Source organism: Streptomyces malachitofuscus (genome assembly GCF_055571035.1).
This window is the reverse complement of record NZ_JBVIGA010000031.1, coordinates 1-13,166: the sequence shown is the minus strand read 5'-3', so window position 1 is coordinate 13,166 and position 13,166 is coordinate 1. Positions and strand designations below refer to the sequence as shown.

The window sequence follows — 13,166 nt, the reverse complement described above, 5'->3', positions numbered from 1 at the left end:
ACCTACGCACCCGCCCCGGCACGCGCACGGAGAAGAGCCGCGGGAGCGACGTCCTCGAGGGGCAGACCACGGCGGGCCGCGATCTCCTCGGGACGCTGCAGGCCCTTGAGGGCCTCCACGGTCGCGTGCACGATGTTGATCTGGTTGTCGGAGCCGAGCGACTTCGACAGCACGTCGTGGATACCGGCGCACTCGAGCACGGCGCGCACCGGACCACCGGCGATCACGCCGGTACCCGGGGACGCGGGCTTGAGCAGCACGACGCCGGCAGCCTTCTCACCCTGGATGGGGTGCGGGATGGTGCCCTGGATGCGGGGGACCTTGAAGAAGTGCTTCTTGGCCTCCTCAACGCCCTTGGCGATGGCGGCCGGCACCTCCTTGGCCTTGCCGTATCCGACACCCACGGTGCCGTCACCGTCGCCCACCACGACCAGCGCGGTGAAGCTGAAGCGACGACCACCCTTCACAACCTTGGCGACACGGTTGATCGCGACGACGCGCTCAACGTATGCGGTCTTCTCGGCGGCAGCTGCGCCGCCGTCACGGCCCTTCCGGTCCCGCCGCTCGCCGCCACCGGCACCGCCACCGCGGCGCTGGGGTCCAGCCATTGGAATTACCTCTCTCTGTTTCCGCTAGCTACGGAACCGGCTCAGAACTTCAGTCCGGCTTCGCGGGCGGCGTCCGCCAGGGCAGCGATGCGCCCGGCGTACTGGTTGCCACCACGGTCGAACACGACGGCCTCGACACCGGCGGCCTTGGCGCGCTCGGCGACCAGGGCGCCGACCTGCTTGGCCTGCGCGGACTTGTCGCCCTCGCCACCGCGGACGGACGCGTCCAGGGTGGACGCCGACGCCAGGGTGTGACCCTTCAGGTCGTCGATCACCTGCGCCACGATGTGGCGGTTGGAACGAGTCACGACCAGGCGAGGACGCTCGGCGGTGCCGGCGACCTTCTTGCGGATCCGGATGTGACGACGCTTGATAGCAGCACGCTTGTAGGCGTCGCCCTTGAGGATCTTCTGCCCGTATGCCATGGCTTACTTACCCGCCTTTCCGACCTTGCGGCGGATGACTTCGCCCTCGTACTTGACACCCTTGGCCTTGTACGGGTCGGGCTTGCGCAGCTTGCGGATGTTGGCCGCAACCTCGCCGACCTTCTGCTTGTCGATGCCCTCGACCGAGAAACGGGTGGGGGCCTCCACCTTGAAGGTGATGCCCTCGGGGGCCTCGACCGTGATCGGGTGGCTGTAACCGAGGGAGAACTCCAGGTTCGAACCCTTGGCGACAACGCGGTAACCGACACCGCTGATCTCGAGCTTCTTCACGTAACCCTGGGTCACGCCGGTGATCATGTTCGCCACCAGCGTGCGGGACAGGCCGTGCAGGGCCTTGTTCTGACGCTCGTCGTTGGGGCGGGTGACGTTCAGCACGCCGTCCTCACCCTTGGCGATCTCGATCGGCGCCACGACGGTGTGGGTCAGCGTGCCCTTGGGGCCCTTGACCGAGACCGTACGGCCGTCGATGGTGACGTCCACGCCGGCGGGAACCGCGATGGGGAGCTTGCCGATGCGCGACATAGCTGTTTCCTCCGTTCCCTTCCGCTACCAGACGTAGGCGAGGACTTCCCCACCCACGCCCTTCTTGCCGGCCTGCTTGTCGGTGAGGAGCCCGTGCGACGTGGAGATGATCGCCACGCCGAGGCCGCCCAGCACCTTCGGCAGGTTGGTGGACTTCGCGTACACCCGGAGACCGGGCTTGGAGATCCGCTTGATGCCCGCGATGGAGCGCTCACGGTTGGGGCCGAACTTCAGCTCCAGGACGAGGTTCTTGCCGACCTCGGCGTCCTCGACCTTCCAGCCCGTGATGAAGCCCTCCTGCTGGAGGATCTCCGCGATGTGCGACTTGATCTTCGAGTGCGGCATCGCCACGGAGTCGTGGTACGCCGAGTTCGCGTTCCGCAGACGCGTAAGCATGTCTGCGATCGGATCAGTCATGGTCATGAATTGGCCTTCGGCCTCTCTCGCCGGGGTTTCCTGGTGCGCCATCCCTCTCCCCGATCCGAGACGGGACGGGTGCGGCGCGGTGGACCTACGGCGTAGTAAGCAAACATTGGCGGGCAGCTGCCCGCGTGGCGTACGGGCACGGCAGGTGCCCAACCCCACAAGCCTAAGCCATGCGGAGTGGGCCTCCTGCCGGTCCCCTTGCTTACCGAGAGCCCTGGGAGTCCGGAATTACCGGGACTACCAGGAGCTCTTGGTCACGCCCGGCAGCTCGCCACGGTGAGCCATCTCACGAAGGCACACGCGGCACAGGCCGAACTTGCGGTACACGGAGTGCGGACGACCGCAGCGCTGGCAGCGGGTGTAGCCGCGCACTCCGAACTTGGGCTTGCGAGCAGCCTTCGCGATGAGAGCCTTCTTCGCCATCTCGCTCACGCCTCCTTGAACGGGAAGCCGAGGTGACGGAGAAGGGCGCGGCCCTCTTCGTCGTTGGTCGCCGTGGTGACCACGGTGATGTCCATACCCCGGACACGGTCGATCTTGTCCTGGTCGATCTCGTGGAACATGACCTGCTCCGTGAGACCGAAGGTGTAGTTGCCACGGCCGTCGAACTGCTTGGGGGACAGACCGCGGAAGTCGCGGATGCGCGGCAGCGCGAGCGACAGGGTGCGGTCCAGGAACTCCCACATGCGGTCGCCACGGAGCGTGACGTGGGCACCGATCGGCTGGCCCTCACGCAGCTTGAACTGCGCGATGGACTTGCGGGCCTTGGTCACGGCCGGCTTCTGACCGGTGATCGTGGTGAGGTCGCGGATGGCGCCCTCGATCAGCTTGGAGTCGCGGGCGGCGTCGCCCACACCCATGTTGACCACGATCTTGACGAGGCCGGGCACCTGCATGACGTTCTCGTAGGAGAACTGCTCGCGCAGCTTGCCCGCGATCTCCTCGCGGTACTTCGTCTTCAGACGCGGAGTGGTGGTGGTCGTCATCAGATGTCCTCACCCGTCCGCTTGGCAACGCGGATCTTGTTGCCTTCGTCGTCGAAGCGGTAACCGACGCGCGTGACGACCTTGTTGCCGTCCTTCTCCACGACCAGCTGGACGTTGGAGACGTGGATCGGGGCCTCGGTGGTCACGATGCCGCCGGCCTGCGAACCGCGAGCGGTCGGACCGGCCTTGGTGTGCTTCTTGACCCGGTTGACACCCTCGACCAGGACGCGCTCGTCGCGCGGGTAAGCGGCAATGACCTTGCCCTGCTTGCCCTTGTCCTTGCCGGTGATGACCTGGACCAGGTCGCCCTTCTTGATCTTCATGCTCACAGCACCTCCGGCGCGAGGGAGATGATCTTCATGAACTTCTTCTCGCGCAGCTCACGGCCCACGGGGCCGAAGATACGGGTGCCGCGAGGGTCGCCGTCGTTCTTCAGAATGACGGCGGCGTTCTCGTCGAAGCGGATGTACGAGCCGTCCGGACGGCGGCGCTCCTTGACGGTGCGAACGATGACCGCCTTGACGACGTCACCCTTCTTCACGTTGCCACCGGGGATCGCGTCCTTGACGGTGGCGACGATGACGTCACCGATGCCCGCGTAGCGGCGACCGGAGCCACCGAGCACACGGATGCAAAGGATCTCCTTCGCACCAGTGTTGTCGGCGACACGCAGTCGCGACTCCTGCTGGATCACGTCTATCTCCTGTTTGTCTGCCGGTTCCCCGGGGGCCGATCACATCGGCCCCCGGAGCCTGGCGGAACTGTCCTGCGGGGGATGCCCCGCAGGAACGTACTGTGTGGAATTCCCTTGCGGGAATTACCTACTTGGCCTTCTCGAGGATCTCGACGATGCGCCAGTGCTTCGTGGCGGACAGCGGCCGGGTCTCCATCAGGAGGACGCGGTCACCGACGCCGGCAGCGTTCTGCTCGTCGTGGGCCTTGAGCTTGCTCGTGCTGCGGATGACCTTGCCGTACAGCGCGTGCTTCTTGCGGTCCTCGACGGCGACGACGACGGTCTTGTCCATCTTGTCGCTGACGACGATGCCCTCACGCGTCTTGCGGAAGCCACGGGCCTCAGTGTTCGTCTCAGTCACGTTGTTCTCGCTCATCAGGCGTTCTCCACCGTTTCGATGCCCAGCTCACGCTCGCGCATCAGGGTGTAGATCCGCGCGATGTCCTTGCGGACCGCCTTCAGACGGCCATGGTTCTCGAGCTGTCCGGTCGCCGCCTGGAAGCGGAGGTTGAACAGCTCTTCCTTGGCCTCGCGAAGCTTCGCAAGAAGCTCCTCGTTGCCCAGCTCGCGCAGCTCGGACGCCTTGGTACCGGCCGACATCACGCTTCACCTGCCTCGCGCTTGACGATCTTGCACTTCATCGGCAGCTTGTGAGCCGCACGGGTCAGGGCCTCGCGCGCGATCTTCTCGTTGGGGTACGACAGCTCGAACATCACGCGTCCGGGCTTGACGTTGGCCACCCACCACTCCGGGGAACCCTTACCGGAACCCATGCGGGTCTCGGCCGGCTTCTTGGTGAGGGGGCGGTCCGGGTAAATGTTGATCCAGACCTTGCCGCCACGCTTGATGTGACGGGTCATCGCGATACGAGCCGCCTCGATCTGGCGGTTCGTCACGTACGCCGGGGTCAGCGCCTGGATACCGTACTCGCCGAACGCAACCTGCGTGCCACCCTTCGACATGCCGTTGCGCTTGGGGTGGTGCTGCTTGCGGTGCTTGACCCTACGGGGGATCAGCATGTCGGTCAGGCCTCCGTTCCGGTGCTCTCAGCCGGAGCGGCAGCCGGAGCGTCGGCCTTGGGGGCCTCGGCAGCGGGAGCCTGCTGCGGCTTGCGACCGCGACCGCCACGCTCGCCACCGCGGCCACCACGGGCCGGGCGGTCAGCGCCACCACGGGCCGGGCGGTTGCCGGCGCGGGCAGCGGCGTTCTCGGCGCGGACCTCGGCGATGTTCTTGACGTCGCCCTTGTAGATCCAGACCTTCACGCCGATGCGGCCGAAGGTCGTCTTGGCCTCGAAGAAGCCGTAGTCCACGTTCGCGCGGAGCGTGTGCAGGGGCACACGGCCCTCGCGGTAGAACTCCGAGCGGGACATCTCGGCGCCGCCGAGGCGGCCACCGCACTGGATCTTGATGCCCTTGGCGCCCGCCTTCATCGCCGACTGCATGCTCTTGCGCATGGCGCGGCGGAAGGAGACGCGGGAGGAGAGCTGCTCGGCGACGGCCTGGGCGACCAGCTGAGCGTCCGTCTCGGGGTTCTTGACCTCGAGGATGTTCAGCTGGACCTGCTTGCCGGTGAGCTTCTCGAGGTCGCCGCGGATGCGGTCGGCCTCGGCGCCACGGCGGCCGATGACGATGCCCGGACGAGCGGTGTGGATGTCCACACGCACGCGGTCACGGGTGCGCTCGATCTCGACCTTGGAGATGCCGGCGCGCTCCATGCCGGACGTCATCATCCGACGGATGGCGACGTCTTCCTTGACGTAGTCCTTGTACAGCTTGTCGGCGTACCAACGCGACTTGAAGTCGGTCGTGACACCGAGCCGGAACCCGTGCGGGTTTACCTTCTGGCCCATTACCGGGTTCCTTCCTTGCTGCTGACGACCACGGTGATGTGGCTGGTCCGCTTGCGGATCCGGTAGGCACGGCCCTGGGCGCGCGGACGGAACCGCTTCAGGGTCGGGCCCTCGTCGACGTAGGCCTCGGAAATGAAGAGGCTGTCGACATCGGTGTGGTCGTAGTTGTGCGCGGCGTTGGCGATGGCGCTGTCCAGCACCTTGCCGACCGGCACGCTCGCGGCCTGCGGGGCGAAACGCAGGACCGCCTGAGCCTCCGTGGCGTCCATGCCACGGATGAGGTCCACCACGCGGCGGGCCTTCATGGGCGTGACGCGGATGTACCGCGCCTGGGCCCTGGCTTCCATGGTTGTCCCTTCAGTGTCTGTCATGGTCGATTGCACCCCGCCGACTAGCGGCGCTTCGACTTCCGGTCGTCCTTGACGTGGCCCCGGAAGGTGCGGGTCGGCGAGAACTCGCCGAGCTTGTGGCCGACCATCGACTCGGTGACAAACACCGGGATGTGGGTCTTGCCGTTGTGCACCGCGATCGTGTGGCCGAGCATCGCCGGGACGATCATCGAGCGGCGGGACCAGGTCTTGATGACGTTCTTGGTACCGGCTTCGTTCTGGACGTCCACCTTCTTCATCAGGTGGTCGTCGACGAAGGGTCCCTTCTTCAAGCTACGAGGCATCTCAACCCGTCCTTAGCGCTTCTTGTTCGTCTTGCGGCGGCGGACGATGTACTTGTTCGACGCCTTCTTGGGCGAACGAGTACGGCCTTCCTTCTTGCCCCACGGGGACACAGGGTGGCGGCCACCGGAGGTACGGCCCTCACCACCACCGTGCGGGTGGTCAACCGGGTTCATGACGACACCACGGACGGTCGGGCGGACGCCCAGCCACCGCTTGCGGCCTGCCTTGCCCCAGTTGATGTTGCTCTGCTCGGCGTTGCCGACCTCGCCCACAGTGGCGCGGCAGCGGACGTCGACCAGGCGGATCTCGCCGGACGGCATGCGCAGGTGGGCCATCTGGCCCTCCTTCGCGAGCAGCTGCACCGAGGCGCCGGCGGAGCGGGCGAACTTGGCGCCGCCGCCGGGACGCAGCTCGATGGCGTGCAGCGTCGTACCGACCGGGATGTTGCGCAGGGCAAGGTTGTTGCCCGGCTTGATGTCGGCCCCGGGACCGTTCTCGACGCGGTCGCCCTGGTTCAGGCCACGCGGCGCGAGGATGTAGCGCTTCTCGCCGTCCGCGTAGTGCAGGAGCGCGATGCGCGCGGTGCGGTTGGGGTCGTACTCGATGTGCGCGACCTTCGCCGGCACGCCGTCCTTGTCGTGACGACGGAAGTCGATCACTCGGTAGGCGCGCTTGTGGCCACCGCCCTGGTGGCGGACGGTCACACGACCGGAATTGTTACGGCCGCCCTTGCTGTGCAGGGGACGGACCAGCGACTTCTCCGGCGTGGACCGCGTGACCTCGACGAAGTCGGCGACGCTGGAGCCACGACGGCCCGGAGTCGTCGGCTTGTACTTGCGGATACCCATTTCTCAGTCCTCGTCCGATATCGAACGATCCTGACCGCTTACGCGGTCGGACCGCCGAAGATGTCGATACGGTCGCCCTCGGCGAGGGTCACGATCGCGCGCTTGGTCGCCGCACGCTGGCCGAAGCCGGTGCGGGTCCGCTTGCGCTTGCCGATGCGGTTGATCGTGTTGACCCCGGTGACCTTGACCTCGAAGACCGCCTGGACGGCCTGCTTGATCTGGGTCTTGTTCGCGCTCGGGTCAACGAGGAACGTGTACTTGTTCTCGTCGATCAGCGCGTAGCTCTTCTCCGACACGACCGGCTTCAGCAGGACGTCACGGGGGTCCGTGTACGCCTTGCTCACCGGGGTGACGACGGTGTTCTTGCCTTCGGCCTCATGGCGGCGCGCCTTGGCGACGCGACGGGCCTTGGCCGCCTTGGCGGCCTTCGAGGCGATCGAGGGGTGACGGGCAGCCATCAGACCTCGCTCCCTTCGTTGTCGTTGGCCTTGTTCGGGCCGGCGACGAAGGACTCGAAAGCGGCCTTGGTGAAGACCACGTCGTCCGAGACGAGAACGTCGTACGTGTTCAGCTGGCCCGGCTCCAGGATGTGGACCTGGGGCAGGTTGCGGGCGGACAGCCACGCGGCCTCGTCGGCGCGGTCGACGACCAGGAGCAGGTTCTTGCGCTCCGAGATCTTGCCGAACAGCGTCTTGGCGGCCTTCGTGGAAGGCGTCTCACCCTCGATCACGCCGGTGACGACGTGAATGCGGTTGTGGCGGGCCCGGTCGGTGAGGGCGTGGCGCAGGGCCGCGGCCTTCATCTTCTTGGGGGTCCGCTGCGAGTAGTCACGCGGCTGCGGGCCGTGGACGACGCCACCGCCGGCGAACTGCGGAGCGCGGGTCGAGCCCTGACGGGCGCGGCCGGTGCCCTTCTGGCGGTACGGCTTGCGCCCACCACCACGGACTTCACCGCGGGTCTTGGTCTTGTGGGTGCCCTGGCGGGCAGCGGCCAGCTGCGCGACGACGACCTGGTGGATCAGCGGGATGCTGACCTTCTCGACGTCGAAGATCTCCGCGGGGAGCTCGACGGTACCGGCCTTGTCGCCCGCCGGCGAAAGGATGTCAACAGTGCTCATCGGTTACCTCAGGCCCCCTTGGCCGCGGTGCGGACCAGGACGAGGCCGCCGTTCGGACCGGGAACCGCGCCCTTGATGAGCAGCAGACCCTTCTCCGCGTCAACGGCGTGGACGGTCAGGTTCTGGGTGGTGACCCGCTCGTTGCCCATGCGGCCCGCCATACGGAGGCCCTTGAACACACGGCCCGGGGTGGCGCAGCCACCGATGGAACCGGGCGAGCGGTGCTTGCGCTGGGTACCGTGTCCGGCGCCGAGGCCACGGAAGTTGTGGCGCTTCATGACACCGGCGAAGCCCTTGCCCTTGCTCTTGCCGGTCACGTCGACCTTCACGCCGGCCTCGAACACCTCGGCGGTGACTTCCTGGCCCAGCGTGTACTCGGAGGCGTCCGACGTGCGGATCTCGACGAGGTGACGACGGGGGGTGACGTCGGCCTTGGCGAAGTGACCCTTGAGGGGCTTGTTCACCTTGCGCGGGTCGATCTCGCCGAAGGCGATCTGGACCGACTCGTAGCCGTCGACGTCGTTCGTACGGACCTGGGTGACGACGTTGGGGCCGGCCTTGACGACGGTGACCGGAACAACACGGTTGTTCTCGTCCCACACCTGCGTCATGCCGAGCTTCTCGCCCAGGATGCCCTTGATCTGCTTAGCCATCTCTTCAGATCACCGGCCTCAGAGCTTGATCTCGATGTCGACACCGGCCGGGAGGTCGAGTCGCATCAGAGAGTCAACGGTCTTGGGGGTCGGGTCGAGGATGTCGATCAGGCGCTTGTGCGTGCGCATCTCGAAGTGCTCGCGCGAGTCCTTGTACTTGTGCGGCGACTTGATGACGCAGTACACGTTCTTCTCAGTGGGCAGCGGCACCGGGCCCGCGACCGACGCACCAGTGCGAGTCACCGTCTCGACGATCTTCTTCGCCGAGGAGTCGATGACCTCGTGGTCGTAGGCCTTGAGCCGGATGCGGATCTTCTGTCCCGCCATGGCTACTTCGTAGTCCTGTCTCTCTTTACGCTCTGGACCCGGCAGGGATCCCTTTGACTCCGACCCACGCGGTCGGGCGTGTCGCACTCCCGCTGACACAGATGTCCCTTGTTCGAACATCCCTGCGGGATTGACACGGCCCTACCAGAACCGTGGACCGGGGGCGAAAGGCCCACCGGGTGCCTGGCCGGCGCCGCACGTACGCTTCCCGGAAGATTCCCGTACGTCCGCCCCTGCACCTTTCGGTGCAATGCGTGGGACGACGAGTACTGTGGGACTCGCTTCCGGTCCTCCCGGCGGGAGGCGCGCAGCATCAACGCTCGACCGAGCAACTCCGACAGTCTGCCATAACGGGCGGGGGCCTGGCCAATCGGGCGGAAGACATTACCCCGCGAGTGACCTGGATCAAACAGGGCGGCGCCGGTCAGCCCGGTTTGGCGACCGTGAGGATCACCGCCGCGTCCTCCAGGGCCTCCAGGCCGTGGCGGGCCGGGGGGATGGCGATGAGGTCGCCGGTACGGCCCTCCCAGTCGGTGTCGCCGCTGGTGAGGCGGACGCGGCCGCGCAGGACCAGCAGGGTGGCCTCGCCGGGGCTGTCGTGTTCGGCGAGGCCCGTACCGGCGGTCAGCGCGAGCAGCGTCTGGCGCAGGGTGTGCTCGTGACCGCCGTAGACGGTGGTGGCGCTGCGGCCGTTGGGCGCGGCGGCGGCGCGTTCCAGGTGTTCGCGGGCCAGTGCGTCGAGGGAGAGCTTCTGCATGCCCTCAACCCTTCCCGGCGGGGCCGTGGGGTCACCAGGGCCATGTGGGGCACATCGTGTCGTCCGACCCGTCCGGCCGTGGGGCGGTACGGTGCTCTCCTTGCTCCGTGATACTGGCGCGGTGCCGCCGACACCGCCGCCGCCCCTGCCGGGGCCCGTCACGCCCGATCCGCCGGAGCCGATCGCGCGCCCGCTGCTCACCCAGTCCTGGCTGGACCTGACGTTCGTGCACTGGGCGGTGGACCCGGCCGACGTGGCCGGTCTGCTGCCGCCGGGCACCGTGCCCGACACGCTGGACGGGGTCACGTACGTAGGTCTCGTGGCGTTCCGCATGCACCGCGTGGGGTGGCTGCGCCTGCCGGGGATTCCGTATCTCGGGGACTTCCCGGAGACCAACGTCCGCCTCTACTCCGTGGACGCGCACGGGCGGCGCGGGGTCGTCTTCCTCTCCCTGGACGCCTCCCGGCTGATCCCGGTGGCGGTCGGGCGCCTGGGGTTCGGGATGCCGTACGTCTGGTCCCGGATGAGCGTCGACCACCTCGGCGGTGGCACCGTCCGGTACACCGGCTCCCGGCGGTGGCCCGGGCCGCGCGGCGCCGGCGGGCGGCTCACCGTGCGCCGTGGCGAGCCGATCGGGGAGCCGACCGAGCTGGAGCACTTCCTCACCGCGCGCTGGGGCATGCACGGTGTCTTCTTCGGGCGGTCGCTGTACCTGCCCAACGCGCATCCGCGCTGGCCGCTGCACCGGGCGGAGCTGGTGGAGTGCGAGGAGGACCTGGTCACCGCGGCCGGTCTGCCGCGGCCGGCCGGGAGGCCGGTGAGCGTGCTGTACTCACCGGGCGTCCCGGCCCGCTTCGGACGGCCGGCCCGTCCGGGCGGGATTCCCACGCCGTGACGGCGTGCTGCGGCAGGCCCGCGCGGGGCGGACGCGGCTGCGTCAGATGACGCCCTGCGCGAGCATCGCGTCCGCCACCCGCTCGAAACCGGCGATGTTCGCGCCGGTCACGTAGTCGCCGGGAGCGCCGTAGCGCTCGGCGGTCTCGGCGCAGGTGGTGTGGATGTCGGTCATGATGCGCGCCAGCTCGTGCTCGACCTGGTCGGCCTTCCACGAGGTGCGCGAGGCGTTCTGCGTCATCTCCAGCGCGCTGACCGCGACGCCGCCCGCGTTGGCGGCCTTGCCGGGACCGAAGGCGACGCCGGCCTGCTGGAGCAGGTCGACGGCCTCGGGCGTGGTCGGCATGTTCGCGCCCTCGGAGACCGCCTTGACGCCGTTGCGGATCAGGGCGGCGGCGTCGTCCGCGTTCAGCTCGTTCTGCGTGGCCGACGGCAGGGCGACGTCCGCGGGGACCTCCCACACCCGCCCGCCGGGCACGAACCGCGCGGAGGCGCCCCGGCGCTCGGCGTACGTGCTCACGCGGCCGCGCTCGACCTCCTTGATCTGGCGCAGCAGCTCCAGGTCGATGCCCTTCTCGTCGACGACGTAGCCGCCGGAGTCGGAGCAGGTCACGGGGTTGGCGCCGAGGGCGGCCAGCTTCTGGATGGTGTAGATCGCCACGTTGCCGGAGCCGGAGACGACCGCGGTCTGCCCCTCCAGGTCCTCGCCGCGGGCCCGCAGCATGGCCTCGGCGAACAGCACGTTGCCGTATCCGGTCGCCTCCGGGCGGATCAGCGAGCCGCCCCAGCCGGCGCTCTTGCCGGTCAGCACGCCGCCCTCCCAGCGGTTGGTGATCCGCCGGTACTGGCCGAACAGGTAGCCGATCTCGCGGGCGCCGACACCGATGTCGCCGGCCGGGATGTCGGTGTACTCACCGATGTGCCGGTACAGCTCGGTCATGAAGGACTGGCAGAAGCGCATGACCTCGGCGTCGCTGCGGCCCTGCGGGTCGAAGTCGCTGCCGCCCTTGCCGCCGCCGATGCCGAGCCCGGTCAGCGCGTTCTTGAAGATCTGCTCGAAGCCGAGGAACTTGATGATCCCGAGGTTCACCGAGGGGTGGAACCGCAGGCCCCCCTTGTACGGGCCGAGGGCGCTGTTGAACTCGATCCGGAAGCCCCGGTTGACGTGGACCCGGCCGTTGTCGTCCGTCCACGGCACCCGGAACATGATCTGCCGCTCCGGCTCCACGAGCCGCTCCACGAGTCCGGGCACCGCGTACTCGGGCCGGGCCGCGAGCACCGGGGCGAGCGTCTCCAGCACCTCGCGCGCGGCCTGGTGGAACTCGGGCTCCGCGGGGTTGCGGCGCTCGACCTCGGCGCGCAGCTGGTCGAGGGAGGTCTTGGGGTCGGGGCGTGAGGTCACGGAGTCCCTTTCTGGCACGGCTGACACCGGTGGCAGCACCGGTGATGAGCGCTCGGCGCCGTTGCCGCGCGCGGGACAGCGGCCGCCCCGGTTGTATACGACAGGACGGCCGACCCTCCCAGTGTTACTCCTGTGTTAACGGGATACCAAGGGCCGGGCGCGATTGTCCGCTATCTGGACAGCGCGCACGGAGTGCGGATGAGCCCCCGGGTTGCGTCCCCCTTCAGGCATACCTGCACACATCCTCCACACCACCCCTGAGGCTCTCGTGGCGGCGCGGGCAGGCACCGTACGGGGCGTCGCCGATCCGGCGGAACGGGAGAACAGGGGCATCACGACGGGTGGGGCAGCTGTGCGGCCGGTAACCGATGACACTGACGACACGGCGGCCGACGACAGTCCCGACCTCGTCCGTCCCACCGACGGCGCGGCGCCCGTGGCTCCCGGCCAACTGGTGACCGTACGCAATCACCCCTGGGTGGTGACGGAGGTGACCCGTTCCGCCCTGACCACCGACGACCCCACCCGCAGCGCCGGGGCCTCGTCCTGAGCCATACGCCAGTGCGCCCCGCTCCCTGTGGCAACCAGGCGCGGGGCGTGTACCGCTGAAGGGTCAGCGCTCCGACGCATACATCACGAAGCTCGCCCACACATCTCGCGGAAGCAAGAGCCGAGGGCCTGCCACATTCTTGGAGTCGCGGACGTGGATGGTGCGGGGCGCTATCGCGATCTCAACGCAAGAGTCGCCCTCGGGACCATCGCTGTAACTGCTCTTGAACCATGCCAGTTCGGAGGCATCACCGGCAGCAGTCTCGCGGATCATTCTTCCATACCTTTCTTCGTGGGTTACTCGCGGTCATTCGTAGGATCGGGAGACCCGGGGGCATCGGGTGTGGCTGTCATATTTCTGCCGCTGTAGTG

At 67.9% G+C, this 13,166-nt stretch carries 24 protein-coding genes; 2 read left to right on the top strand and 22 right to left on the bottom strand.

Annotated elements, in window-relative coordinates:
• Positions 1–2: 2 nt before the first annotated feature.
• From rpsE to ACZ44S_RS33750, 20 genes are all read right to left on the bottom strand, one after another.
• Positions 3–608, bottom strand: coding sequence for a 30S ribosomal protein S5 (gene rpsE / locus ACZ44S_RS33845; protein ID WP_004927232.1), 606 nt, complete (start codon positions 606–608; stop codon positions 3–5).
• 41 nt (positions 609–649) lie between these two features.
• On the bottom strand, positions 650–1,033 hold the full coding sequence (rplR, locus tag ACZ44S_RS33840) for a 50S ribosomal protein L18 (RefSeq protein WP_004927235.1): 384 nt from the start codon (positions 1,031–1,033) through the stop codon (positions 650–652).
• Positions 1,034–1,036: 3 nt separating this feature from the next.
• Positions 1,037–1,576: a 50S ribosomal protein L6 gene (gene rplF / locus ACZ44S_RS33835; RefSeq protein WP_033272455.1), complete on the bottom strand. Its 540-nt coding sequence runs from the start codon at positions 1,574–1,576 to the stop codon at positions 1,037–1,039.
• A gap of 24 nt (positions 1,577–1,600) precedes the next feature.
• Positions 1,601–1,999: a 30S ribosomal protein S8 gene (gene rpsH, locus ACZ44S_RS33830; protein ID WP_004984520.1), complete on the bottom strand. Its 399-nt coding sequence runs from the start codon at positions 1,997–1,999 to the stop codon at positions 1,601–1,603.
• 240 nt (positions 2,000–2,239) lie between these two features.
• Positions 2,240–2,425, bottom strand: a complete 186-nt coding sequence (locus ACZ44S_RS33825; RefSeq protein WP_003948630.1) for a type Z 30S ribosomal protein S14 — start codon at positions 2,423–2,425, stop codon at positions 2,240–2,242.
• Positions 2,426–2,430: 5 nt separating this feature from the next.
• Positions 2,431–2,988 carry a 50S ribosomal protein L5 gene (rplE, locus tag ACZ44S_RS33820; protein WP_006130773.1) on the bottom strand — a complete coding sequence of 186 codons (558 nt, stop codon included), beginning with the start codon at positions 2,986–2,988 and terminating at the stop codon, positions 2,431–2,433.
• Positions 2,988–3,311: a 50S ribosomal protein L24 gene (rplX, locus tag ACZ44S_RS33815; protein WP_053674523.1), complete on the bottom strand. Its 324-nt coding sequence runs from the start codon at positions 3,309–3,311 to the stop codon at positions 2,988–2,990. The genes rplE and rplX overlap by 1 nt, the downstream gene beginning before the upstream one ends.
• Before the next feature lie 2 nt (positions 3,312–3,313).
• Positions 3,314–3,682: a 50S ribosomal protein L14 gene (gene rplN, locus ACZ44S_RS33810; protein ID WP_003998823.1), complete on the bottom strand. Its 369-nt coding sequence runs from the start codon at positions 3,680–3,682 to the stop codon at positions 3,314–3,316.
• A gap of 127 nt (positions 3,683–3,809) precedes the next feature.
• Complete coding sequence (gene rpsQ / locus ACZ44S_RS33805; RefSeq protein WP_023587024.1) at positions 3,810–4,097, bottom strand: 30S ribosomal protein S17; 288 nt, start codon at positions 4,095–4,097, stop codon at positions 3,810–3,812.
• Positions 4,097–4,321: a 50S ribosomal protein L29 gene (gene rpmC / locus ACZ44S_RS33800; protein ID WP_007494763.1), complete on the bottom strand. Its 225-nt coding sequence runs from the start codon at positions 4,319–4,321 to the stop codon at positions 4,097–4,099. The genes rpsQ and rpmC overlap by 1 nt, the downstream gene beginning before the upstream one ends.
• Positions 4,321–4,740: a 50S ribosomal protein L16 gene (rplP, locus tag ACZ44S_RS33795; protein WP_004984526.1), complete on the bottom strand. Its 420-nt coding sequence runs from the start codon at positions 4,738–4,740 to the stop codon at positions 4,321–4,323. The genes rpmC and rplP overlap by 1 nt, the downstream gene beginning before the upstream one ends.
• 5 nt (positions 4,741–4,745) lie before the next feature.
• Positions 4,746–5,573 carry a 30S ribosomal protein S3 gene (gene rpsC, locus ACZ44S_RS33790; protein WP_055570325.1) on the bottom strand — a complete coding sequence of 276 codons (828 nt, stop codon included), beginning with the start codon at positions 5,571–5,573 and terminating at the stop codon, positions 4,746–4,748.
• Positions 5,573–5,920: a 50S ribosomal protein L22 gene (rplV, locus tag ACZ44S_RS33785; protein ID WP_006130776.1), complete on the bottom strand. Its 348-nt coding sequence runs from the start codon at positions 5,918–5,920 to the stop codon at positions 5,573–5,575. Before rplV ends, rpsC begins: the two co-directional genes overlap by 1 nt.
• A 44-nt stretch (positions 5,921–5,964) precedes the next feature.
• Positions 5,965–6,246 carry a 30S ribosomal protein S19 gene (gene rpsS / locus ACZ44S_RS33780; RefSeq protein WP_108954814.1) on the bottom strand — a complete coding sequence of 94 codons (282 nt, stop codon included), beginning with the start codon at positions 6,244–6,246 and terminating at the stop codon, positions 5,965–5,967.
• A 12-nt stretch (positions 6,247–6,258) separates the two neighbouring features.
• Positions 6,259–7,095, bottom strand: a complete 837-nt coding sequence (gene rplB / locus ACZ44S_RS33775) for a 50S ribosomal protein L2 (RefSeq protein ID WP_142193687.1) — start codon at positions 7,093–7,095, stop codon at positions 6,259–6,261.
• Between the two features lie 38 nt (positions 7,096–7,133).
• Positions 7,134–7,553, bottom strand: coding sequence for a 50S ribosomal protein L23 (gene rplW / locus ACZ44S_RS33770; RefSeq protein WP_466936158.1), 420 nt, complete (start codon positions 7,551–7,553; stop codon positions 7,134–7,136).
• The gene (gene rplD / locus ACZ44S_RS33765) at positions 7,553–8,212 is read right to left on the bottom strand and encodes a 50S ribosomal protein L4 (RefSeq protein WP_190166827.1); all 660 of its coding nucleotides are present in this window, start codon (positions 8,210–8,212) and stop codon (positions 7,553–7,555) included. Before rplD ends, rplW begins: the two co-directional genes overlap by 1 nt.
• Before the next feature lie 8 nt (positions 8,213–8,220).
• A complete protein-coding gene (gene rplC, locus ACZ44S_RS33760) occupies positions 8,221–8,865 on the bottom strand; it encodes a 50S ribosomal protein L3 (RefSeq protein ID WP_190166826.1) in 645 nt (214 codons plus the stop codon).
• 18 nt (positions 8,866–8,883) lie between these two features.
• Positions 8,884–9,192, bottom strand: a complete 309-nt coding sequence (gene rpsJ, locus ACZ44S_RS33755; protein WP_003948644.1) for a 30S ribosomal protein S10 — start codon at positions 9,190–9,192, stop codon at positions 8,884–8,886.
• 424 nt (positions 9,193–9,616) lie between these two features.
• Positions 9,617–9,949, bottom strand: coding sequence for a cupin domain-containing protein (locus tag ACZ44S_RS33750; protein ID WP_466936155.1), 333 nt, complete (start codon positions 9,947–9,949; stop codon positions 9,617–9,619).
• Positions 9,950–10,070: 121 nt separating this feature from the next.
• On the opposite strand from ACZ44S_RS33750, the gene ACZ44S_RS33745 reads away from it, so the two are divergent.
• Complete coding sequence (locus tag ACZ44S_RS33745; protein ID WP_466936344.1) at positions 10,071–10,844, top strand: YqjF family protein; 774 nt, start codon at positions 10,071–10,073, stop codon at positions 10,842–10,844.
• A 42-nt stretch (positions 10,845–10,886) separates the two neighbouring features.
• On the opposite strand, the gene gdhA is transcribed toward ACZ44S_RS33745, so the two are convergent.
• Positions 10,887–12,245, bottom strand: a complete 1,359-nt coding sequence (gdhA, locus tag ACZ44S_RS33740; RefSeq protein ID WP_466936152.1) for an NADP-specific glutamate dehydrogenase — start codon at positions 12,243–12,245, stop codon at positions 10,887–10,889.
• Between the two features lie 352 nt (positions 12,246–12,597).
• On the opposite strand from gdhA, the gene ACZ44S_RS33735 reads away from it, so the two are divergent.
• Positions 12,598–12,795 (top strand): hypothetical protein, encoded by a 198-nt coding sequence (locus ACZ44S_RS33735; protein WP_466936149.1) that lies wholly within the window; start codon positions 12,598–12,600, stop codon positions 12,793–12,795.
• Positions 12,796–12,858: 63 nt separating this feature from the next.
• On the opposite strand, the gene ACZ44S_RS33730 is transcribed toward ACZ44S_RS33735, so the two are convergent.
• Positions 12,859–13,068 carry a DUF397 domain-containing protein gene (locus ACZ44S_RS33730; protein WP_466936146.1) on the bottom strand — a complete coding sequence of 70 codons (210 nt, stop codon included), beginning with the start codon at positions 13,066–13,068 and terminating at the stop codon, positions 12,859–12,861.
• Positions 13,069–13,166: the final 98 nt, after the last annotated feature.